The following is a 23,253-nucleotide window of genomic DNA, read 5'->3' as shown; positions in this document are numbered from 1 at the left end:
TTGGCTCCTCTGACTGGACTCGAACCAGTGACATACGGATTAACAGTCCGCCGTTCTACCGACTGAACTACAGAGGAATCGTTTGGAACGGGGCGCATAGTAACGAGCAGGCTCTGGGTTGTCAAAGGCCTTTTCTACATTTTTAACTGACTGCTGAATAAAGCGTCAATTTTACGATTTTCTCCGCCTTAGCGCGCTGAATCACCCTCCATAACAGGATGATTTGTGATGCAAGTCACTAATGTTATGCAAAATTACATTCTGATTTGTCGATTTTGTCAGATACCTCGCATGTATGATCACAGATATTTCATTTCGCCGTTGTGGCGGCCAAAAGCGAAACATATATTCCAGATCAATTCCCACCCACAACTCCAGGTGCAGCATGAACAAAGTCAGAATCGGAATGATCGGCAGTGGTTACATTGGTCGTTGTCACGCCATAGCTTACGCGCAGGCTCCCACTGTTTTTGCGCTGAAAGGCGAAATCGTGCGTGAAATGCTGGCAGAGGTGAATCCAGAGCTGGCCGCGAAACAGGCGGCAACCTTTGGCTTTGCCCGTTCAACTGGCGACTGGCACGAGCTGGTGCGCGATCCCAACATCGATGTGGTCGACATCTGTGCCCCGAACTTCCTGCACAAAGAGATGGCGCTGGAAGCGATTCGTAACGGCAAACACGTTTACTCTGAGAAGCCGCTGTCGTTGTCTGTGGCAGACGCAGAAGAGATGGTGCAGGCCGCGCAGCAGGCAGGCGTCAAAACGCTGGTGGGCTTCAACTATATGAAAAACCCGACCAGCCAGCTGGCGCGTGAAATCATTGCGCGCGGTGAAATTGGCGAAGTGATCCATTTCTACGGCACTCACAACGAAGATTATCTGGCACGCCCGGAAACCCCGCTCGACTGGCACTGCCAGAAAGCGCTGGCCGGCTTGGGTGCGTTAGGCGATCTGGCGGCGCATATCGTCAACATGGCGCACTATCTGGTGGGCGACATCGAAGAAGTCAGCGGCGATATGATGACGGTAATTAAACAGCGGCCCGATCCCAAAGACCCTTCACGTCTGCTGCCGGTAGAGAACGAAGATCAGGCCAGCGCGCTGCTGCGCTTTAAAAATGGTGCACACGGCGTGTTTGAGACCTCGCGCATCGCCTGTGGCAGCAAAATGGGCCTCACCTACGTGGTCACCGGCACCAAAGGCACGCTACGCTACACCCAGGAGCGCATGGCCGAGCTGGAGCTGTATATCCATGATGAGCCCGCTGGACGTCAGGGCTTCAAAACCATTCTGACTGGCCCGGCCCATCCGGATTACGCCAACTTCTGCGTATCAGCGGGTCACGGTATTGGTTTTAACGATCAGAAAACCGTGGAGATCCGTGACTTGATCAACGGTATCGCAGCCGGCGATCGTATGTGGCCAGATTTTGCCGAAGGCTTGCAGGTACAGAAAGTACTGGAAGCGGTGGCGGTGTCCGCCGTCGAGCGTCGTTGGATGAAGGTGTAACGCCCTTCTTACAGTACGCATTCAAGCTGTTGGGCAGGCTAGGGCAGCTTCTTAGCCGGTAGTGAATATTGCTAAAGAGTGATTCTGGCAGCAGCCAAAGTTAGCCAATGAGCGCAATGTCTAACAGGCAGCACCTCTGACAGCACGCATTAAAGCTAATGAGCAGGCTGGGGTCGCTTTGGGGCTGGCATTTCGCAGCGCTGAACGGAATGAGGAAGCCAGGAGAGCCAGCATGGATGCTGGCGAAAGGCGCAGCCGGAACAGGGATGTTCCGTCTGCGCCGGTCCGTCCGGCTGACGAGTGAAGTGAAGGCACCGCGTCAGCGGCGCGAGGACCGCCAGCCCCAAAGCGACCCCAGACTGCGTTATCACCAGCAACCCAGACTGCGTTATCACCAGCAACCCAGGCTGCATCACCACTAGCAATCCAGACTGCATTTCTTCCGAATCTAACCGACTAACATCACGCCAGTAGCGGGCACTGCGGCGGCAGGCGGCAGCTCAGCGCGCCGGGCATCACTTCAATTTCAAATTCGCTGCCGGTCAGCGGTTCGCCATCCAGATTGAACGTCATCTCGTGCGGTGAACGAATGCTCAGCGACTGCAACTGCGCCGAAACAATATTCGGATTCTCATCATTACGCGTCAGCGAATGCAGCAACGTCGGCAACAACTCCTGCGCGGTGACGATGCTCAGATTCAGCTGCCCATCATTGATCAATGCATCCGGACACAGCTTCTGTCCGCCACCTGCCTGACGACCATTACCAATGCCGATCACCAGTGCATCACCTTGCCACTCAAATCCCGGACCGCTGATCTCACAGCTATCCGGCTTCAGCGCATCCACTCGCATCAAACCATGAATAAAATAGGAGACGCCGCCTAAAGCCGATTTCAATTTCTCCGGCGTCTCCGTGGTAATACGCGTGCCAAAGCCGCCGGTCGCCATATTGATAAAGTAGCGATCGCCATTTACACGCGCCAAATCAATCGCGCTGGCTTTACCCAACACCGCCAGACGCAGCGCCGGTTCCATCTCCTCTGGAATCCCCACGCTGGTGGCGAAATCATTGGCCGTACCAAGCGGCAGAATACCCAGTGCTGGACGCTGCTCTGCAGGCACTGCCGCCAGCGCCGTGGCGATTTCATTGATGGTGCCATCGCCGCCGCCCGCTACCACGGTTTCAGCCTGCAACGCCACCGCTTCCTGCACGTAACGGTCACCGTCGCCCTTTTCCCAGGTCACACGTATCGCCAGATTAAAACCTTCATCGCGCAGCGTATTCACCGCCGCACGCAAATCTTCATTGCCCGCGCCTTTCCCATTGAGGATCAGCAGCGTCAGTGGTTTATTTTGCATAATCAGTTCCTTGAGGCGAAATACGATGCAGAGGTTATAGCATAGCTGGGCGAGGAACTTTATCGGCGGGCGATGAAAAAAAGAAAACCCGCACGGGGGAGCCGGGCGGGTGAATGAGGTGGTTCCTGGTACTACCTGCTGTTTATTGTTACTCGTTAGCAGCAGGCGGGATTCTAAAGCGAGGCGTAGTGGCGGTCTGTGATCCTGTTCTAACTTCGCGCCTTTCTTTTCATTATGTGCGCTTTTTTCCGTGCGGATCGTAGGTGCTGTTGCCGTCAGTGAAATTTCGCATTAGCAAAGCAAAGGCCAGATCCACCGATTCCGGTACCGGGATCCACACCTTATGTCCATCTCCCGGCGCGACATCTACCGCTGCACCTTTATCATTCTGCATCGATTCCAGCGTACAGTTCAGATTGCCCTGCGGCGTCATGATCTCCACAGAATCGCCGAGCAAAAACTTATTCTTCACGGCAATTTGCGCCCAGTCGCCGCGACGTTCACCGGTAAACTCTCCCACAAACTGCTGGCGATCGGATACCGAGAAACCCTGTTCATAGTTCTGATAACTGTCATGCGTATGACGACGCAGGAAACCTTCGGTATAGCCACGATGCGCCAAACCTTCCAGCGTCTCCAGCAGCGCCGGATCGAACGGCTTGCCGGCTGCCGCATCATCGATGGCGCGACGATAAACCTGCGCGGTGCGAGCACAGTAATAGAAAGATTTAGTGCGGCCTTCAATTTTCAGCGAATGTACGCCCATCTGGCTCAGGCGCTCGACATGGGCCACCGCGCGTAAATCCTTTGAGTTCATGATGTAAGTGCCGTGCTCATCTTCAAAGGCACTCATCACTTCACCGGGCTTCATCTTCTCTTCTAACAAGAATACACGGTCGGTCGTCGCGCCAACGCCCAGCGTGGGCTCCTGCACCTCAACCGGCTGGTGGAAGCCGACAATATTGCCCACCTCATCCTGTTTGCCTTCTTCCACTTTGTATTCCCAGCGGCAGGCGTTAGTACAGGTTCCCTGATTCGGATCGCGCTTATTGAGATAACCGGAAAGCAGACAGCGCCCGGAGTAGGCCATGCACAGTGCGCCGTGTACGAAGATCTCAATCTCCATTTCTGGCACCTGCTGGCGAATCTCAGCAATCTCATCCAGCGACAGCTCGCGCGACAGAATCACGCGGGTCAGCCCCATCTGCTGCCAGAACTTCACCGTCGCCCAGTTCACCGCATTGGCCTGCACCGATAGATGAATCGGCATCTCCGGAAAAGCTTCACGCACCAGCATAATCAGGCCGGGATCGGACATGATTAGCGCATCGGGCTGCATCTCCACCACCGGCGTCAGGTCGCGGATAAAGGTTTTCAGCTTGGCGTTATGCGGCGCGATGTTCACCACTACGTAGAATTTCTTGCCCAGCTGGTGCGCTTCTTCAATGCCCTTGGCCAGCACTTCGTGGGTAAATTCATTATTACGCACGCGCAGGCTGTAGCGCGGTTGACCGGCATACACCGCGTCTGCGCCATAGGCAAAGGCATAGCGCATATTCTTCAGCGATCCCGCTGGAGAAAGGAGTTCGGGTTTAAACATGAAGGGAATTCTCACTGATGTCAGGTCAGCATGCCATCGGCGATGGCAGGTGCACGAGCCGCATCAAACGGCCCTGCAAAAGGTGGGGAATTGTAGGCAGGGCCGTCGCTGAAGTAAATTGATCTACATCAAGCGAGCGCTACATCAGGCGACAGACGTCCGCTTCCCAGCGATAACCCATGCCGTACACCGCACGAATAAACGGCTGCTCCGCATCGAGGTTTTCCAGCTTGCGACGCAGATTCTTGATATGGCTATCAATAGTGCGGTCAGTGACCACGCGATAATCGTCATAAAGATGATTCAGTAACTGTTCACGCGAGAACACTTTACCCGGCTCCAGCGCCAGGGTTTTCAGTAAGCGGAATTCAGCAGGCGTCAGTTCCAGTTGCTGTTCGCGCCAGCTGGCCTGAAAACGCCCTTCATCAATCAGCAGATGCGAGGCGAGTTGCGCCTCTTCCGGCGAACGTTTCACGCGGCGCAAAATGGTTTTCACGCGCGCCACCACCTCACGCGGGCTGAACGGTTTGCAGATGTAATCATCCGCGCCGATTTCCAGCCCCAGCAGGCGGTCGATCTCCTCGGTGCGTGCTGTCACCATAATGATCGGCAGCTCGGAGAAACGGCGGATTTCACGACACAGCGTTAAGCCATCGCGACCCGGCAGCATCAAATCCAGCAGCATCAAATCCGGCGGTGAGTGCTGCACGTAGTTCAGCACTTCATTGCCATCGGCAATATGGTGGGTGCGATAGTTGGACGCCTGCAGATAATCGATCATCAGCTGCGCCAGTTTCGGTTCGTCTTCAACAATAAGAATCAGGGGATCGTGATTATCCGGGCTCATAAGCTATTTCTGGTGAGGAACATACGGCAAGTTTAGCGCGATTTGCAGTCCACCTAAATCAGAGTGCTCCGCAGAAATGCTGCCGCTATGTGCTTCAACAATGTTTTTACAGATCGCCAGGCCTAATCCAGAGCCGCCGCTGGCGCGATTGCGTGAACTTTCAGCACGGAAAAAACGCTCAAAAAGATGTGCCTGATGTTCAGCATCGACGCCGGGCGCGCTATCCGCAAAGCGTAACTGCCAGTAGTCGCCGTGTTGCTGCAGGCTGACCCGTACTTCGCCACCGGCATCGGTATAACGCAGGCTATTCTCCAGCAGATTGGTGAACAACTGCATCAAACGATCCGGATCGCCAAAACTTTCCGCTTTGGTCGGCAGCGCAAGGGTGAGGGTTAAATCCCGGCTGCGATAGCGTTCGCCAAAGCTGCCTGCCACCACTTCCAGCAGATTCACCACATCCACCGGCTGTTTGCGATAGGCGAGGGCGCCCGCGTCAGACAGCGACAGCTGATGCAAATCATCCACCAGTTTAGTCAGCACCACCACTTCACTCTGCAGTGAGGTGATGGCCTCCGGCGTCAGCTTGCGCACACCATCCTGCATCGCCTCCAGCTCACCGCGCATGATCGCCAGCGGTGTGCGCAGCTCGTGGGAGATGTCGGCCATAAAGGCGCGGCGGTTACTTTCGTTCTTCTCCAGCGAACTGGCGAGCTGGTTAAAGTCACGCGCCAGCTGGCCGATTTCATCACTGCTGCCCACTTCCACGCGTGTGGAAAATTTGCCTGCCGCCAGTTCATGGGTGCCATCCACCAGCCGCTTCACCGGGGCCAATAAGCCGCGCGCCAGCAGCCAGGTGACCAGCGCCGCCAGCAGCGTGGTGAGGGTGACGATCATCCAGCTGGTGCGGCGCTGCTGCAGATCAAAGTTAATATCGGTGCTGCGCGTCAGTCGTTCAGCGGGCGAGGCGATCACCCAACCCACCACTTTGCCGGTGCTGGTGGTGATGTTGCGCCGCGTGCCTTCCGGCGGCACCGGTGAGTGTGGCCCGGACAGCACTTTATACTGCTGATCGATAATCCAGAATTGGGTGCGCCAGCCGTGTGGCGGCAACTGCGTACTGCTGCCGGGATTTTGCTCCATCGATCGCAGTATGGTGAAAATCAGGCGGTCGTTGTTCCGCAGGAAATCCCAGTTGCCGTGCTGCTCATACTGATCCGCCAGCGCATCGCTCAGCAGGGTTAAACGCTGTTCATTGCCTTTCTTGATGTAATCAACAAAGCCGTGCTCAAAGCTGAGGCGCACGCCCCAGTGCATGGTGATGATCACCAGCATGCAGGTGGAAAAAATCGCCACAAACAACTTGGCACCAATGCCGAGTTTCAACGGCTGCTTCATGCTTTTCTCCTGCCTCTGAGATCCACGTTCTTACTCACATCTTTGGGTACGCGCCAGAACACCAGTGCTGGCAACACAATCACCAGCGCCATGCACAGGTAGGTATAAATAAAGGTTTGATGTGCGGCGGCGCTGTTGGTCACGGCGCCGGGGGCGAACGCACCCAGCAGCAAGCCTGCCACCGTGACGCCAATACTCATCGACAACTGCATGATCATCGAGAGCAAGCTGTTGCCGCTTGAAGCCAGATCATCCGGTAACTCTTTCAGCGTTAAGGTGTTCATTGAGGAGAAGCGGATGGCATTCACCATGCCTTGCAGCAGCAGGACCACTGGCAGCATCCACACCCATCCGAGCAGCGCCACTGCCGGAAACAGCAACACCACCAGCGCCAGTGCGATAGTCGCCCCGACCAGCGCATTGCGATAGCCAAACAGGTTAACGATGCGCACCACCACGCGTTTGGTGCCCATATTGCCCAGCACCATCGGAATCATCATTAAACCCGCGTGGAACGGGCTGTAGCCGAGGCCCACCTGCAAAAAGATCGGTGTCATAAAGGGCAGCATGCCGCTACCGATGCGTCCGGTGAAGCTGCCGAGCAGGCCAATCGAGTAGATGCGGTTGTCGAACAGCTTCAGGCTAAACAGCGCGTTGTCGTTGTTGCGGCCGTGCATCAGGTAAAACAGCAGGGAGAACACGCCGACCAGAATCAGTGCGCCGAGCAGCAGCGGGGAGCCGCCGGTGCTGCGCTGGCCGTCGAGCGCCAGCGTCAGGGTCGCCATGCCCACTGCCAGCAGCACAAAACCGAGGAAGTCGAAGCGTTTGGTTTGCATGGTGTAATTCGGCATCAGCATCAGAGTGGCAATCGCGCCGATGATGCCGACCGGAATATTAATCAGGAAGATCCAGTGCCAGCTGGCGTATTGCACTAAAATCCCGCCCAGCGCCGGACCGAGCAGCGGACCGATTTGCCCGGGGGTTGTCACAAAGGTCATCGCCGACATGTACTGCTCGCGCGGCACAATTTTCATCACCGTCAAACGCCCGACCGGCACCATCATCGCACCGCCGACGCCTTGCACCACGCGCGCCATCACCAGTTGATCGAGCGAGGTGGAGAAGGCGCACAGCAGCGAACCGATGCTAAACAGCACAATGGCGCAGAAGAAAATGTTACGCACGCCAAAGCGATCCGCCAGCCAGCCGCTGATCGGCAACGTCACGGCCACCGTCAGCACATACGACACGATCACCGAATGCATGTTGAGTGGGCTGACATTGAGGTCACGCGCCATTGAAGGGATGGCGGTGTTGACGATGGTGGTATCCAGCGCCTGCATAAAAAAGCCGAAGGCGACGATCCACAGCTGCCAGCGCACGGTAGCGGTTTGCGAGTTCATGAAGATTACCGTTATATTAAAGCCAGTTTTCGCTGATTAACCCGTTCACCCGTGAAAATTCGCGCAGGTTGTTGGTAATGAGTGTTAGCGCTTCACTCCGCGCGTGTGCAGCAATGTGTAAATCATTCAGACCGATGGGTGTGCCTTTCTTTTCCAGGTCAGCGCGAATCGAGCCGTATTGAAATGCTGCCCTTTGGTCGTAACTGAGTACGTCCAGACGGGAAACAAAGTCTTCAACAGTGCGTAAATTCCTTTCAGGAAAAGCACTTTTCTCCGCACCATGAACGAGTTCAGCAAGCGTAATCGATGAGATGACCATGCGCCCGACATTGGCATTAAAGCGTTCCAAAACCTCAATCGGGCGGCGTTTGATGACATAGATAACGATGTTGGTATCCAGCATATAGCGATGCATTAAAAATCTTCCCTGTCAGATTGCTCCTGTGACGCACGCTCATTCATAAAATCATCGCTTACGCTGGGGCCATCGAGGAAAAAGCTATCCCAGGCGTTTTCTATTGGTGTGAGAATGCGCTCTTTGCCAATCGCACGCACCGTGACATTTTTCACGTTGTCGGGAAAGCGCACGTCAGCAGGAATACGCACGTTTTGCGTACGATTATTTGTAAACACTGTACCTTGAGACATATAAACCTCCTTCATAGTGACTGGATAAAGTTTACTCGCTTTATGCTATGTAGCAAAGGTGTATAGCATGGTCATTCGGTAATCAATGCCGCTTTTTTACGCCGACTCAGCTTATCCATCATCAGAAACACCACCGGTGTGGTGTAGAGCGTGAGTAGCTGACTCATCACCAGGCCGCCGGCAATAGTGATGCCCAGCGGTTGACGCAGTTCGGCACCGTCGCCGCTGGTCAGCACCAGCGGCAGTGCGCCAAACAGCGCTGCCAGCGTGGTCATCAGAATCGGGCGGAAACGCATCTGGCAGGCCTGGAAAATGGCGTCACGCGCGCTGAGATTGCCGTTGCGCTGTGCCTCCAGCGCGAAATCCACCATCATGATGGCGTTCTTTTTCACGATGCCAATCAGCAGCAATATCCCTATCAGCGCAATCAAACTGAACGGCGTATTAAACAATTCCAGCGCCAGCAGCGCGCCCACGCCGGCCGAAGGCAGGGTGGAAAGAATGGTCAGCGGATGCACGTAGCTCTCATACAAAATCCCCAGCACGATATACACCGCTGCAATTGCCGCCAGCATCAGATACAGCTGGTTGGATTGTGACTGTTCAAATACCTGCGCCGTACCGGCAAAGCTGCCGCGCACGCTGGAGGGCACGCCGAGCGCCGTCATGGTGCGTTCAACGGCGGCTGAAGCCTGGGATAACGACACGCCTTCCGGCAGGTTAAAGGAGATAGTTGAGGCGGCGGACAGGCCTTCGTGGTTCACCGACAGTGGCGCGTTAGCAGGTTGCCATTTGGCGAACCAACTCAGCGGAATGGCTTTGCCATCGCTGTTGATCACGAACATCTGATCGAGGGCGCTGATATCCTGGGTGTAGCGCGGATCGACTTCCATCACCACTTTGTACTGATTGAGCGGCTGGTAAATGGTGGAGATTTGCCGTTGACCAAAGGCGTTGTTCAGCAGCGCATTGGCGGCCGAGACTTCAATACCCAGCCGCGCCATGCTTTCCCGATCGTAGGTCAGATCCATTTCGCTGCCTTTGTCCTGCTGATCGGAGTTCACGTCGACCAGTTCCGGCAGTGCAGCAAACGCCTGACGAATTTTTGGCTCCCACTCACGCAGGTCAGCGAGATTGTCCGACAGCAGGCTGTATTGGTAGCTGGCGTTAGATTCACGTCCGCCGATACGAATATCCTGCACCGCGTTGAGGTACAGGTTAGCGCCGGGCTCTTTCGCCAGCTTGGTGCGCAGGCGGGCAATCACTTCCTGCGCGTTTTCACTGCGTTCCGACAGTGGCTTAAGTGACACGAACATCGATCCGCTGTTGGTGCGCGAACCGCCGGTAAAACCGGTGACGTTATCCACCGCCGGATCGGCTTTGATGATGTTCATGAAATCCTGCAGCTTGCCACGCATCGCCTGGAACGAAATGCTCTGATCCGCCGAGATAAAACCGTTTAAGCGTCCGGTGTCTTGTTCCGGCATAAAAGTTTTGGGGATCGAGATAAACAGATACACCGTCAGCCCGACGGTGGCGAGCAGTAGCATCAGCACCCAGATGGCATGATTCAGCACCCAACCCAGCGAGCGCGCGTAGCCGTTTTGCACGCTCAGCATCACTTTGGCAAAACCCCGCGTGCGCGGCTGGCTGCGCTTTTCCTGCGGCTTCAGCAGGTAGGCGCACATCATCGGCGTCAACGTAATCGAAATAAACAGCGAGATGAGGATCGCCACCGACAGCGTGATGGCAAATTCCGAGAAGAAGCGCCCGATAATGCCGCCCAGCATCAGCAGTGGCAGGAACACGGCAATCAGCGACAGACTCATCGACAGCACGGTAAAGCCCACTTCGCGCACGCCGGTTAGCGCCGCCTGTAGCGGTTTCATCCCCGCTTCAACGTGACGCGCGATATTTTCCAGCACCACAATCGCATCATCGACCACGAACCCGGTGGCGATGGTCAGCGCCATCAGTGAGAGGTTGTTGAGGCTGAATCCACACAGATACATGGCGGCAAAGGTGCCAATCAGCGAAACCGGCACGGCGGCGGCCGGGATCAGGGTGGCACGGCCGTCGCGCAGGAACACAAACACCACCAGAATCACCAGCGCCACCGCAATCATCAATGACTGCTCCACTTCCTGCAGCGAGGCGCGAATGGTGGGGGAGCGGTCCTGAGCGATCTGTAAATCGATGGCAGCGGGAATCACCTCATGCAGCAGCGGCATCTCGCTGCGGATGCGATCCACGGTTTCAATAATATTGGCATCCGGCGATTTGCGCACCACCAGCAGCACCGCCGGTTTGCCATTGGTCATCCCGGCGTTGCGCACGTCCTGCACCGAGTCCTGCACGTTAGCCACATCGCTTAGGCGGACCGCCGCGCCGTTGCTGTAATGCACCACCAGCGGCTGATATTCGCTGGCGGTTTGCAGCTCATCGTTGGTACGTACCTGCCAGCGCTGCTGCACATCATCAATCGCCCCTTGCGGACGGCGCTGGTTGGCATTGCTGATGGCAGTACGGACCGCATCCAGTGATACGCCCTGATTAAATAGCGCCTGCGGATTAAGATCGACGCGCACCGCAGGCAATGAACTGCCGCCCACGGTGACATCACCAACGCCCTGAATCTGCGACAGCTTCTGCGCCAGTTGCGTTGAGGCGTAATCATACAGCTGACCGGGATTATAAATATCCGAGGTCAGCGTCAGGATCATGATCGGTGCATCCGATGGGTTGGCTTTGCGATAGGTCGGACGGCTCGGCATGCCGGTCGGCAGCAGGCTTTGGGCGGCGTTGATGGCGGCCTGCACGTCACGCGCGGCACCGTTGATATCGCGGTCAAAATCGAACACCAGAATCACGCGCGTGCTGCCGAGTGAACTGGTGGAGGTCATCTCACTGACACCGGCTATGCGCCCCAGCGAACGTTCCAGCGGCGTGGCGACCGAAGCAGCCATGGTTTCCGGCGACGCACCGGGCAGCGAAGCGGTAATCACGATCACCGGGAAATCCAGCTGCGGCAGCGGAGCGACTGGCAGCAGACGGAAACCGAGAATACCGGCCAGCGCGATTGCCAGCGTCAGCAGCGTGGTCGCCACTGGCCGATGGATAAACAGCGCGAAGAACTTCACGGCTGCGCCTCGGAACGCTTAAAGCGACGGCGCGTGGCGTGGGCCAGTCGGTCAAACAGCAGATAGATCACTGGCGTGGTAAACAACGTCAGGATTTGGCTGAGGATCAAGCCGCCGACCATGGCAATCCCTAACGGATGACGCAGCTCTGCGCCAACACCGGTGCTCAACATCAATGGCAAGGCACCGAGCAGTGCCGCCATCGTGGTCATCAGAATCGGACGGAAACGCAGTAAACAGGCCTGATAGATCGCTTCACGTGGTGCCATACCTTGCTCACGCTCGGCGGCCAGCGCGAAATCGATCATCATGATGGCGTTTTTCTTCACGATACCGATCAGCAAGATAATGCCGATGATGGCGATGATATCCAGCTCGTTGCCGCTCAGCATCAGCGCCAGCAACGCGCCCACGCCCGCCGTCGGTAGTGTGGAGAGAATAGTGATCGGATGGATAAAGCTCTCATACAGCACGCCGAGCACGATATACATTGCCACCACCGCCGCAATAATCAGCCACACCGTGCTGGTGAGCGCCGCTTCAAACGCCAGCGTGCTGCCCTGGAACTGCGTCATCATTTCGGCGGGCATGCCGACCTGATCTTCGGCTGCACTGATGGCTTTCACCGCTTCGCCCAGTGAATAGCCTTCGGCGACATCAAACGAGAAGGTGGCTGACGGGAATTGATCGAGGTGGTTAATGCTCAACGCCGCATGACGCTCTTCGATCTGTGCGATGGCACTCAACGGCACGCTGCCGCCGTCCGTACTGGCCAGGCGAATACCGTCGAGACTGGCCAGGCCCGGCGTTTGCTCATTGTTCTGCTCCAGCACCACGCGATACTGATTGGCCTGAGTATAAATGGTGGAGATCAATCGTTGACCGAAAGCGTTATACAACGCGTTATCGACATCCGCCATAGTGATGCCGAGGCGGCTGGCACTGTCACGATCGACACGGATAAAGGCTTCCAGCCCCTGATCCTGCCAGTCGCTGCTGACGTCACGCAGCTGCGGTAAGCTATTGAGTTGTGCCAGCAGCTTCGGTACCCAGGTGCTGAGTGATTCCAGCGAGCCGGATTGCAGCGTGAACTGGTACGGCGTGCGGCTGGCCTGGGTTTCAATGGTCAAATCCTCCACCGGCTGCAGCCACAGTGAGACGCCAGGCACTTTATCAATCTCTTGCTGCAGGCGTTTCTGTACCGCCGGAATGCGGTCATCACGCTCGCTGAGCGGTTTCAGGTTGATCTGTAAACGCGCGCTGTTCAGTGCCGCATTGGTGCCATCGACGCCGACAAATGACGTCATGCTCTGCACCGCCGGATCTTTCATGATGATCGACGCCACATCGCGCGTGCGTTCCGCCATGCTGGCGTATGACACCGACTGCGGCGCCTGCAAGGTACCCTGAATAATGCCGTTGTCCTGCTGCGGGAAGAAGCCTTTCGGTATAGCAATCCACATCACTACCGTCAGCAGCAGCGTGCCGAGCGCCACCGACAGTGTGATCCACGGATGCTGCAATACGCGGGTCAGCCAGCGGCCATAACCGGCAATCACCCGATCAAACATCGCTTCACTGGCTCGCGAGAAGCGGTTCTGCTTGCGCAGCGATTCGGCGCTGAGCATGCGTGCACACATCATCGGCGTGAGCGTGAGCGACACCACGGCTGAGATCAGAATCGCCACCGCCAGCGTCACAGCAAACTCACGGAACAGGCGACCAATCACATCGCCCATAAACAGCAGCGGGATCAGCACCGCAATCAGCGAAAAGGTGAGGGAGATAATGGTAAAGCCGATTTCACCCGCGCCCTTCAGCGCCGCCGTCATTGGCTTTTCGCCTTTTTCGATATAGCGCGAGATGTTCTCGATCACCACGATGGCATCGTCGACCACAAAGCCGGTGGCAATGGTGAGTGCCATCAGCGTCAGGTTATTGATCGAGAAGCCGAGGAAATACATGGCCGCAAACGTCCCGACCAGCGACAGCGGTACTGCCACGGCCGGGATGATGGTGGCAGGCACGTTACGCAGAAACAGATAGATGATCATCACCACCAGACCAATCGCCAGCATCAGCTCGTGCTGCGTATCCGCTACTGATGCTCGGATATTGGTGGTGCGGTCGGTGAGCAGTTTCACGTCTACCGATTTGGGCAGTGTGGCGGTAAGTGAGGGCAGCACTGCACGAATACTATCAGCGGTGGCAATGATATTGGCACCCGGCTGGCGCTGTACGTTGAGCACAATCGCCTGCTGACGGTTAGCCCAGGCCCCGAGCCAGCTGTTTTCCGCACCTTGTTCAATGGAGGCGACATCACCAAGACGCACTGGCGCACCGTTGTTATAGCTGATGATCAGCTTGCGGTAATCCTCGGCGGAGGTCATCTGATCGTTGGCGGCCAGCGTAATCGATCGCGTTGGGCCATCCAGGCTACCTTTGGCGGAATTGACGTTGGCGTTGGTAATCGCGGTGCGCACCGTCTCGCTGGTCAAGCCTAACGCGGCCAGTGCCTGGGTGTTCATTTTCACGCGCACAGCTGGGCGTTGCCCGCCGGACAGCGTCACCAGGCCCACACCGGTCACCTGCGAAATTTTCTGCGCCACACGCGTCTCCACCATGTCCTGCACCTGGGTCAGCGGCATGCTGGTGGTGGTGACGGCGAGCGTCATGATCGGTGGGTCGGCAGGATTGACCTTGCTGTAGACCGGCGGGTTGGGCAGATCGCTGGGCAGCAGATTGGTGGCAGAGTTGATCGCCGCCTGTACTTCCTGCTCGGCGACATCCAAAGAGAGTGAAAGCTGGAACTGCAAGGTCACCACGGAGGCACCACCGGAACTCTGCGATGCCATCTGCTTCAGCCCTGACATCTGGCCGAACTGACGTTCAAGCGGGGCGGTAATCGAGGACGTCACCACATCCGGGCTGGCGCCGGGATAGAGCGTGACCACCTGAATCGTCGGGTAATCCACTTCGGGCAGCGCCGATACCGGCAGAAAGCGGTAACCGAGCACGCCCGCCAGCAGAATGGCAATCATCAGCAGCGTGGTCGCCACCGGTCTCAGAATAAACAGGCGTGACGGACCGCCGCTGCTGTCAGGAGGCATCACCTGCATTATTGACGCTCTCCGCGCGCAGGCTGGGCGGCGCGCGTGCTGTGTGTGGCGGTACTTTGCGGTGATACCACTTCAACAGTGGCACCTTCTGTCAGACGATCCAATCCGTCAGTGACCACGCGCTCACCGGCGTCGAGCCCGGCGCTGATTACCACTTTCTGGCTGTCCTGCAAGCCCGCCGTTACGCGCTTCTTGCTCACTTTGTTTTCGCTGTTGACCACCCAGACAAAGTGACCGTCGTTGCTCATTTGTAGCGCAGCCGTTGGGATCACCACCGCATCCTGCAGCGTGTCCACTTTCAGACGCGCATTCACAAACTGATTGGGGAACAGCGTGTCATCCTGATTATCAAATCGCGCTTTGAGTTTGATGGTGCCGGTAGTGGCATCAATCTGGTTATCGAGGCTGAGCAGGGTGCCGCTGGTGAGCAGGGTTTTGTTGCGGCGATCCCAGGCTTCGACTATCAGCGGCTGGCCGCTTTTTTGTGCCTTGAGGATCTGGCTGATGTTGTTCTCGGCGACGCTAAACACCACGTCAATCGGATGGGTTTCAGTGATCACGACCAGGCCAGTGGTATCGCCGGACGTAATGTAGTTGCCGACATCGACCTGCTTCAGGCCTACGCGACCGGAGATCGGCGCGGTAATGCGGCTGTAGGTGAGATTGAGCTGCGCGCTGGCGACGTTGCCTTCATCGGCTTTAATCGTGCCCAGCGTTTCACTCACCAGCGAGCGTTGCGTGTCTAGTTCCTGCTGCGACACCAGTGAGGTTTTCGCCAGTTTTTCATAGCGACTGAGATCGCGGCGTGCATTGGCCAGCGTGGCCTGATCTTTTGCCAGCTGGCCTTGTGCCTGAATTAACGCGACCTGATACGGGCGGGGATCGATTTCGGCAAGCAGTGCACCCGCTGCCACCTGCTGACCTTCCTGGAAATGTAGAGCCATCAGCTGGCCATCAACGCGACTGCGAACCGTCACGGTATTGGCGGCGGTGACGGTGCCAAGCCCGCTGAGATAGTAGGGCACGCTCTGGGTCGTTGCGGCAGCGGCCTGCACCGGTGCTAAAGGACGGCGATTTGCGCCGCCTGCACCGCGACCATGATGCTGCTGGCCCTCGGCTTGCGGCTGCTTACTCGGTTCCGCAGGATGCTGCCACCAGTAATATCCGCCCGCGACTGCGGCGATCGCGACAAGTGTTATCAGGCTTGTTTTCAGTCGACTGTTCATCTGCTTGCGTGCTCTCCAGCGGTTTCGTATTCCCCAAATGCGAAAGCAAAATGGCCGTTTCGCAAACGAAATGATTGTAGACGCCCGGGCCGGGCAAAAATTGAAGGAATTAAGAATATCTCCGCTAGCGGGCTAAGTATTCATATTGTGTAAACATTTTGGCAGGAAAACGCATAAGCGCAGCGATTTCCTTTGCTAAGCTCAAAGGCAGTCATGTCTCGTTTCAATAAGGAGAACAAAATGAGTCAACAGAAAACCCGTCAGCTTGGCGACAGTGGTATTCAGGTTCCGCTTCTCACTTTTGGCGGCAACGTTTTCGGCTGGACAGTCGACGAGAAAACCTCGTTCTCACTGCTCGACGCGCTGGTGGAAAAAGGGCTGTTCTTTATCGATACCGCGGACGTTTATTCGCGCTGGGCTCCCGGTAATGAAGGGGGCGAGTCTGAAACCATCATTGGTAAATGGCTGAAAAAAAGCGGCAAGCGCGACAGTATCGTGCTGGCGACGAAAGTGGGGATGGAGCTGTCTCCGGAGAAAACCGGGCTAAAACCGGCTTACATCCGTCAGGCAGTGGAAGATTCGCTGCGTCGTTTGCAAACCGATGTGATCGATCTCTATCAGGCGCACCGCGACGACCAGGATACGCCGCTGGTCGATACACTGAAAGCCTTTGATTCGCTGATTAAAGAAGGCAAAGTGCGTGCAATTGGCGCCTCCAACTACAACGCAAAACGCCTGCAGGAAGCGCTGGATATCAGCAAAAAAGAGGGGCTGGCGCGCTATGAAACGCTACAGCCAGAATACAACCTGTATGACCGCCAGGAGTATGAAGGTGGGCTGGAGCAGGTGGCGGTTAAAAATGGCCTCGGCGTGATCAACTACTACTCGTTGGCCAGCGGATTCCTGAGCGGCAAATACAAAAAGCCGGAAGATGCCAGCAAGAGTAAACGCGGGCAGGGCATCGTCGAGAAGTATCTTAACGAGCGCGGCAAGCGCATTGTCGAAGCGCTGGAGGATGTGGCGGCTTCACACGATGCATCAGCGACTCAGGTCGCGCTGGCGTGGCAGATTGCTCGTCCGAGCATCACCGCACCTATCGTCAGTGCCACCTCGCTGGAGCAGATTAACGAACTGGTGAAAGCCACTGAGTTAGAGTTGAGTAAGCAAGAGATCGAGGAACTGGCGAGCGTCAGTAAGGCGTAATCCTCACGGGACGCGACGGCGTCCCGCTTTATTTTGTTTTTTTGCCATGCAAAAAATGCCATTTCTGTAAAAACATATTCATTCATAGACCCTTGTCACAGTTGCGTTAATTAACTATCACCCTGCCAATGAGTGCGCACATATTTGCAAAAATTGACATAGCGCCAGCACTATCCTCTGTTCGACCCTTTCCCGTTACATCACAAAAGAATAATGATCATGAACAGAAAAAAAGCAGTGCAGCATATGCCCCGTCTGGCAGCGGGCACCCTGATGTTTGCGATGTTGAGTACATCAGCAATGGCGGCTGATGCATTCAGCTATGACTCACCTTACATGTTCGGCGATTGGGGTGGTTCCCGAACGCAGCTGGAAAAAGACGGCATCAAATTCGACGTCAACTACACCATGGAGAGCGCTTCTAACCTCGGCGGCGGCGCGGATACCAACACTTCCATGCGTTACAGCGATCAGTGGGCGTTTGGCGCCAACTTTGACCTGGAAAAACTGCTGAACTGGCAGGATGCGCAATTCCAGATGACCATCACTGACCGTAATGGGCAAAACATCTCCGATCAGGTCGCCGATCGTCGCACGGGCATGCTCTCTTCAACGCAGGAAGTGTATGGCCGTGGACAAACCTGGCGCCTGACGCAGTTCTGGTTGAGCAAAGGTTTGTTTGATGACGCGGTTAACCTGAAAGCCGGTCGTGTCACTGTCGGTGAAGACTTCGATAACTTCGACAGTAAGTTCCAGAACCTGGCTTTTGGGAGTGGTCAGGCGGGTAACTGGCGTGGCGATCGCTGGTTTAACTGGCCGGTTTCCCAGTGGGGCGGCCGTGTGAAGTTCAACATCACGCCGGAAGTGTTCTTCCAGGTCGGCTTCTATAACCAGAACAGTTCCAACTACGATCGCGGCGATGGCTTCCGTCTCGACACCAGCAATTCCGAAGGCAATATGGTGCCGGTGGAACTGGGCTGGAAACCGACTTTCGGTGCCGACAAACTGCCGGGTAACTACCGTATCGGGTATTACTACTCGTCAGCCAACAGCGATAACTATGGCAGCTGGCGCGATGGCGCTTATCAGAGCCAGGATCACGCCTACGGTGGCTACGTGCTGATGCAACAGCAGCTGACAGCGCAGGGCGGTGACGCCAGCCGTGGTTTGGGCGTGACGGTACAGGCGGTGATGAACGACCACAAAACCTCGAAAACCGACAACTACCAGTCCATTAGCTTCACCTGGAAAGGGCCGTTTGATGCGCGTCCACAGGATGAAATCGGTGTCGGTGCGGCGCGTATCCACGTGAATAGCGCCTATACCCGTTCGCTGCGTGAGCAGAACAACGCTAACGGCGAAACTGACTTCAACAGCCCGACCTATTTGCCGATTCAGGATGGCTCGGAATATAACTATGAGATCTATTACAACGCTCAGCTGACCAAATGGCTGCAGCTGCGTCCGAACCTGCAGTATGTGGTGGCACCGGGTGCAGTGAGTGAAGTGAAAGATGCGTTTGTCGGTGGCATCGCGGCGAATATTAATTTCTGATTCGCGGATATAGATGAAAATGGCGGCCAGGGTGGCCGCCATTTTTTGTCGCTTACCCATAGTGGCACAACGCCATTCGCCTCAGCCGGCGAGTCAGTCGCTTGTGCGGTGGCCGAAGGTGCAGGTCGCGGTTGCGATTAACGGAACATCACTTCTGCCCAGCGCGCCAGACCGGCGGTCACTGAGCCAAAGTCATCACCACCCGCAATTGGCGTGTCCGGCAAGGCCTGCTGCAATGCCGCACGCAGCACTGGCGAACGTGCACTGCCGCCGGTCAGGTAGATCACTTCCGGTTTGGTTTCACAGGTGGCGAGTGCCAGATGCACCTGCTCCAGGATGCGCTCCAGTGGCTGGTTGATGGCTTCTTCCAGTTGCGTGGCGCTGATATCAGCCTGCAGTGACTGGGCGATAAACGCCAGCGACGCTTCGGTTTCCGGCAATTCGGACAAGGCGATTTTGCTCTCTTCCGCCGCACGCACCAGACGATAACTCAGCTTCTGCTGCCACACTTTCAGCAGGTGCGCCACTTTGTCACCTTGCTCTGCATCGCGAATCAAATCGCGCAGCAGTTTACCGCTCGCGGCAGAGTAGAAGTCGCTTTGCGCCGGAACATCGTTAATCGCCACCGCGTTCCACCACGGCAGTGCGGGCAGGGCGGTGCCTTTTTGCGTGTTACCGCCCAGACCCAGTAAAGGCATCAGGGTTTTGAACGCGAGGATAATATCCAGATCGTTACCGCCCACGCGGCAACCTGAATGGCCCAGTAAACTTTCGCGGCGGTCGGTTTTATTGCGCCACTCTGGACCCATCAACAGCATCGAGCAGTCGGTGGTTCCGCCGCCGATATCGACCACCAGCACGCGCGTTTCTTTCTCTAACGTTGCTTCAAAGTCCAGCCCGGCGGCAACCGGTTCAAACTGGAATTCCACGTCGCGGAAACCCGCACGCTTCGCTGCACGCAACAGAATACCCTGCGCCTGCTGGTTTGCCTCTTCGCCGCCAAGGCCCTGGAAGTTGATCGGGCGGCCGATCACGGCTTGCTCAATCGGACGGTCGAGTTGGGTTTCGCCCTGCTGGCGAATGTGCAGCATCATGGCGCACACCAGATCTTCGAAGAAGGCGATTTGCTGTGGTTTTAAGCCGTTGGCACCAAGGAAGGATTTCGGTGATTTCACGAACCACACTTCTTCCGGGTCCACCATATATTGTTGCAGCGCGGTCAGGCCGAACTGCACGCTGCCTGGCGTGACATCGATATCTTCTTCACGGTTGTAACGCAGTGCGCGCTGTAACAGCGCGGTACCTTCGGTATCCGGTGTCGGCACCTGATGATGGCGGTGCAGCCATTCGCTGATCGCTTCACGCGTGGGTGCACAAATCATGGAGGGAAGCAGACGCTGACCGTTCTCCAGTGTCAGCAGGCGCGGTGTACCGTTATCGCTCACTGCGATAGAACAATTGGCCGTGCCGTAATCGAATCCAATGAACATTTTATCCCCCATGCCAGAAAAAAGGGGGCGACTTTAGCGCAGCCAGCGCGGGCTGGCAATGATCACATTTGAACTTCCTGATAAACGTGATACTGACCACGGCCCGCATGTTTTGCGCTATAGCAAGCGACATCCGCCTGTGACATCACCACATTGCTGATGCAGTTGTGCTGATCAATCTGCGTGATTCCGGCGCTGGCGCCCACGTGATAAGGGTGATCGTGCCACAGGAAGGTGTATTCGTTGACTGAGGTGACAATGCGCTGAACCACATCGCGCACCTGGTCAACGTGACTGTTCGGTAGCAACACGCCAAATTCATCGCCACCCAGACGCGCCAGCAGATCGCTGCTGCGCAGGTGTTTTTGCATCAACTCTGCCAGTTCACGTAGCAGGGCATCGCCTGCCGCATGACCTGCGCTGTCATTCACCGCTTTGAATTTATCGAGATCGATAAACACCAGCACGTGCTGGCTGTGATTGGCTGCCGCATCATTCACCATGCGTTTTAATTGCTGTTCAAAGCTGTGGCGATTTGGCAGCCGGGTCAGCATATCGTGCGAGGCGCTGTAGCTGAGGCGCTTCATCATTTTGCGTGATTCACTGACATCCTGAATAACCATCACCGCACCGATGCTGGCGCCGGTGAGGGTTTTCAAAGGGGTAATGCTGTAGTGAATCTCTACCTGCACACCCTCCGGCGTGTGCAGCACCAGCTCTTCTTCCAGGTCGGGTGAGGTTTTTATGCCCGGCAAGTTACACAGCAGCAAATTCTCTACGCGCGGACCGTTAGCACCGCGCGTGATATTTAACAGCTCGCTTAACGCCACTCCCGCCGCTTTTTCCTGAGGCCAGCCGCTCAGCGTTTCGGCCACCGGGTTCATAAAGGTCACGCGCATCTCATCGTCGGTACTGATCACCGCTTCGCCAATCGAATCGAGGGTGATCGCCATACGCTCTTTTTCCTGGAATAGCGCTTCGTTGAGGGCGCGCAGTGGTGTAATGTCCTGACAGATGCCGAGCATGCGTTCGATTTGACCATCCTGGCTGAGAATGCGGTTAGCCTCGGTGCGCACATAGCGCGAGCCGCTGGGCAGATTGACACGGTATTCCATATGGAAAGCGCTGCGCCTTTCAATCGCCTGCTGCACGATCAGCGCGGCCGTTTCGCGTTCTGTTGGTTCCATCAGATGCAACCACACGTCATAGGTGGGCACCTGATGCGGACCGAGCGCAAATAGCTCGTACATGCGCTTGTCCCACAGCATCTCACCGCTCAGCAGGTTCCACTCCCATACGCCGATACCGCCCGCCTCGTTAGCCAGCGTGATGCGTTCCATCAGGCGGCGATTCACTTGTTCACTCTGTTTGAGTTCAGAAATATCGACTATCTGCGCAATAAAATAGAGCGGCTGGTCTTCAGCATCGCGCACCATAGAAACCGTGAGGCGCGCCCAGACAATTTCGCCATCTTTGCGGAAATAGCGCTTCTCCATGGTGTAGCTCATGATGTCACCCGCCACCAAACGCTCCAGCTGTTGCAGGTCGCTGTTGAGATCATCAGGATGGGTAATCTGCTGGAAAGTGAGTTTTTTCAGCTCGTCAGCCGGAAAGCCCAGCGTGTGACATAGCGATTGATTGACCTGCTGCCAGCCGCCATTGGGCGACACCAGCGCCATGCCAATCGCCGAATACTCCATCGCATGGCGGAAGCGGGTCTCCTTCTCGCTGATATGATGCTTTTCGCGCTGGAACGCATCCATCACCAGCGCCATCACATGACTGGGTAGCAGCACTAACAGGAATGGTAACCAGTTGCTGACCTGGCCGAGTAACAGACCGGTCTGTGCCAGGTTAACGAAACTGAATGCCAGCAGAATGGAGATAAAACTGGCATTGAGAAAGAACAGTAAAAAGGCTTCGAACTTCGGTAGCCGCACCGCGCACCAAAACAGGATCACCACAATAAAGGTGAACGGCCACGGCAGAAAACGCAGCGACAAATAGCTGGCGAGCAGGGTGACGAACAGTGTCAGCAGCGTTTCCAGCTGACGACCGGGGGTGATTAAGTGACGCAGCGGTTTGTTGGGCCATAACAACAGCACGGGGCCGAATGCCAGCACGCCAATCACTTCGGAGATCACCCAGGTAGAAAAGAAGGGCAACGACGCGCGATGGCCCACCTGCAGCATCCAGACCGCCACCACACCGCCAATCAGCGGCGCAATCAACCCGGCGCAGACGGCAAATCGCACCCAATCGAGTAGCGAATTCAGGGGATTTCTGCGATCCAGCAGCGCGCGCAGCATCAAACCGCCGAGAATCGCCTGCAGCATATTCAGGATGGAAAATTTAAGGTTGCTCAGCGCCGGACCAATGACGATTAAATTGGCCAGCGAGGTGCCAATCACACAGCTGAGCAGCAGCAACGGAACATGTTTTGAGGGGGCGCGAAAAACCACCACCGTCATCAGGGCGGTGGAGTACCAAAGCGGGGAAATACGTCCGCTTACAACGATAAGTTCGAGACAAAACAGCGTCAGTAAAAAGGCTAATGCTCCCAAAAATAGAGCATTGAGCCATTTTCTTTGCGGTCGATCCTGTGAGGTCAATATTTCGAGGGTCATGCACGAATCCAGCAGCGCGCATTCGTTACAGGTCGAAAAATGCGCCAATCATTCTCTGTTTTGCATGCTAGCACATCTGCATCAGATGTCTGCGCAGAATCTAGTTTAGCCCTGATTCAATGAATGTTTTGG

General features: G+C 56.2%; 15 protein-coding genes and 1 tRNA gene. 3 read left to right on the top strand and 13 right to left on the bottom strand.

The window, feature by feature from the left end; translation table 11 throughout:
- Window position 1: 1 nt before the first annotated feature.
- Window positions 2-77 (bottom strand) — tRNA-Asn (locus QMZ65_RS20500).
- Between the two features lie 308 nt (window positions 78-385).
- Here QMZ65_RS20500 and QMZ65_RS20495 point away from each other — a divergent pair.
- Entirely contained in the window at window positions 386-1,507 is a 1,122-nt protein-coding gene (locus tag QMZ65_RS20495; RefSeq protein WP_058961411.1) for a Gfo/Idh/MocA family protein, read from the top strand.
- A gap of 462 nt (window positions 1,508-1,969) precedes the next feature.
- Here the strand turns inward: QMZ65_RS20495 and yegS are convergent, their stop codons facing one another.
- From yegS to QMZ65_RS20445, 10 genes are all read right to left on the bottom strand, one after another.
- The gene (gene yegS / locus QMZ65_RS20490; RefSeq protein WP_283216602.1) at window positions 1,970-2,869 is read right to left on the bottom strand and encodes a lipid kinase YegS; all 900 of its coding nucleotides are present in this window, start codon (window positions 2,867-2,869) and stop codon (window positions 1,970-1,972) included.
- A 232-nt stretch (window positions 2,870-3,101) separates the two neighbouring features.
- On the bottom strand, window positions 3,102-4,469 hold the full coding sequence (gene trhP, locus QMZ65_RS20485) for a prephenate-dependent tRNA uridine(34) hydroxylase TrhP (protein ID WP_160833496.1): 1,368 nt from the start codon (window positions 4,467-4,469) through the stop codon (window positions 3,102-3,104).
- A 139-nt stretch (window positions 4,470-4,608) separates the two neighbouring features.
- Window positions 4,609-5,316, bottom strand: a complete 708-nt coding sequence (gene baeR, locus QMZ65_RS20480; RefSeq protein ID WP_097116631.1) for an envelope stress response regulator BaeR — start codon at window positions 5,314-5,316, stop codon at window positions 4,609-4,611.
- Between the two features lie 3 nt (window positions 5,317-5,319).
- A complete protein-coding gene (gene baeS, locus QMZ65_RS20475; RefSeq protein WP_097116632.1) occupies window positions 5,320-6,711 on the bottom strand; it encodes an envelope stress sensor histidine kinase BaeS in 1,392 nt (463 codons plus the stop codon).
- Window positions 6,708-8,114, bottom strand: coding sequence for an MFS transporter (locus QMZ65_RS20470; protein WP_283216601.1), 1,407 nt, complete (start codon window positions 8,112-8,114; stop codon window positions 6,708-6,710). The genes baeS and QMZ65_RS20470 overlap by 4 nt, the downstream gene beginning before the upstream one ends.
- 16 nt (window positions 8,115-8,130) lie before the next feature.
- Window positions 8,131-8,529, bottom strand: coding sequence for a type II toxin-antitoxin system tRNA(fMet)-specific endonuclease VapC (gene vapC, locus QMZ65_RS20465; RefSeq protein WP_097116633.1), 399 nt, complete (start codon window positions 8,527-8,529; stop codon window positions 8,131-8,133).
- Window positions 8,529-8,762, bottom strand: coding sequence for a type II toxin-antitoxin system VapB family antitoxin (vapB, locus tag QMZ65_RS20460; RefSeq protein ID WP_034824846.1), 234 nt, complete (start codon window positions 8,760-8,762; stop codon window positions 8,529-8,531). Before vapB ends, vapC begins: the two co-directional genes overlap by 1 nt.
- A 71-nt stretch (window positions 8,763-8,833) precedes the next feature.
- Window positions 8,834-11,902, bottom strand: coding sequence for a multidrug efflux RND transporter permease subunit MdtC (gene mdtC / locus QMZ65_RS20455; RefSeq protein WP_058961405.1), 3,069 nt, complete (start codon window positions 11,900-11,902; stop codon window positions 8,834-8,836).
- Entirely contained in the window at window positions 11,899-15,021 is a 3,123-nt protein-coding gene (locus QMZ65_RS20450; protein WP_283216600.1) for an MdtB/MuxB family multidrug efflux RND transporter permease subunit, read from the bottom strand. Before QMZ65_RS20450 ends, mdtC begins: the two co-directional genes overlap by 4 nt.
- A complete protein-coding gene (locus QMZ65_RS20445; RefSeq protein ID WP_283216599.1) occupies window positions 15,021-16,247 on the bottom strand; it encodes an MdtA/MuxA family multidrug efflux RND transporter periplasmic adaptor subunit in 1,227 nt (408 codons plus the stop codon). The genes QMZ65_RS20450 and QMZ65_RS20445 overlap by 1 nt, the downstream gene beginning before the upstream one ends.
- A gap of 240 nt (window positions 16,248-16,487) precedes the next feature.
- Between QMZ65_RS20445 and QMZ65_RS20440 the strand changes: the two genes are divergently transcribed.
- Both QMZ65_RS20440 and QMZ65_RS20435 read left to right on the top strand, forming a co-directional pair.
- A complete protein-coding gene (locus tag QMZ65_RS20440; protein ID WP_283216598.1) occupies window positions 16,488-17,450 on the top strand; it encodes an aldo/keto reductase in 963 nt (320 codons plus the stop codon).
- A 213-nt stretch (window positions 17,451-17,663) separates the two neighbouring features.
- The gene (locus QMZ65_RS20435) at window positions 17,664-19,004 is read left to right on the top strand and encodes a carbohydrate porin (RefSeq protein ID WP_283216597.1); all 1,341 of its coding nucleotides are present in this window, start codon (window positions 17,664-17,666) and stop codon (window positions 19,002-19,004) included.
- Window positions 19,005-19,141: 137 nt separating this feature from the next.
- Here the strand turns inward: QMZ65_RS20435 and yegD are convergent, their stop codons facing one another.
- Together yegD and QMZ65_RS20425 are read right to left on the bottom strand one after the other, a co-directional pair.
- Window positions 19,142-20,494: a molecular chaperone gene (gene yegD, locus QMZ65_RS20430; RefSeq protein WP_160832693.1), complete on the bottom strand. Its 1,353-nt coding sequence runs from the start codon at window positions 20,492-20,494 to the stop codon at window positions 19,142-19,144.
- 62 nt (window positions 20,495-20,556) lie between these two features.
- Window positions 20,557-23,121 carry a diguanylate cyclase gene (locus tag QMZ65_RS20425; protein WP_283216596.1) on the bottom strand — a complete coding sequence of 855 codons (2,565 nt, stop codon included), beginning with the start codon at window positions 23,119-23,121 and terminating at the stop codon, window positions 20,557-20,559.
- Window positions 23,122-23,253 lie beyond the last annotated feature (132 nt).

Source organism: Pantoea sp. EABMAA-21 (assembly GCF_030053335.1).
Taxonomy (GTDB): Bacteria; Pseudomonadota; Gammaproteobacteria; order Enterobacterales; family Enterobacteriaceae; genus Pantoea; species Pantoea communis.
The sequence above is the reverse complement of the archived record's forward strand: the minus strand, read 5'-3'. Positions and strand labels throughout refer to the sequence as shown.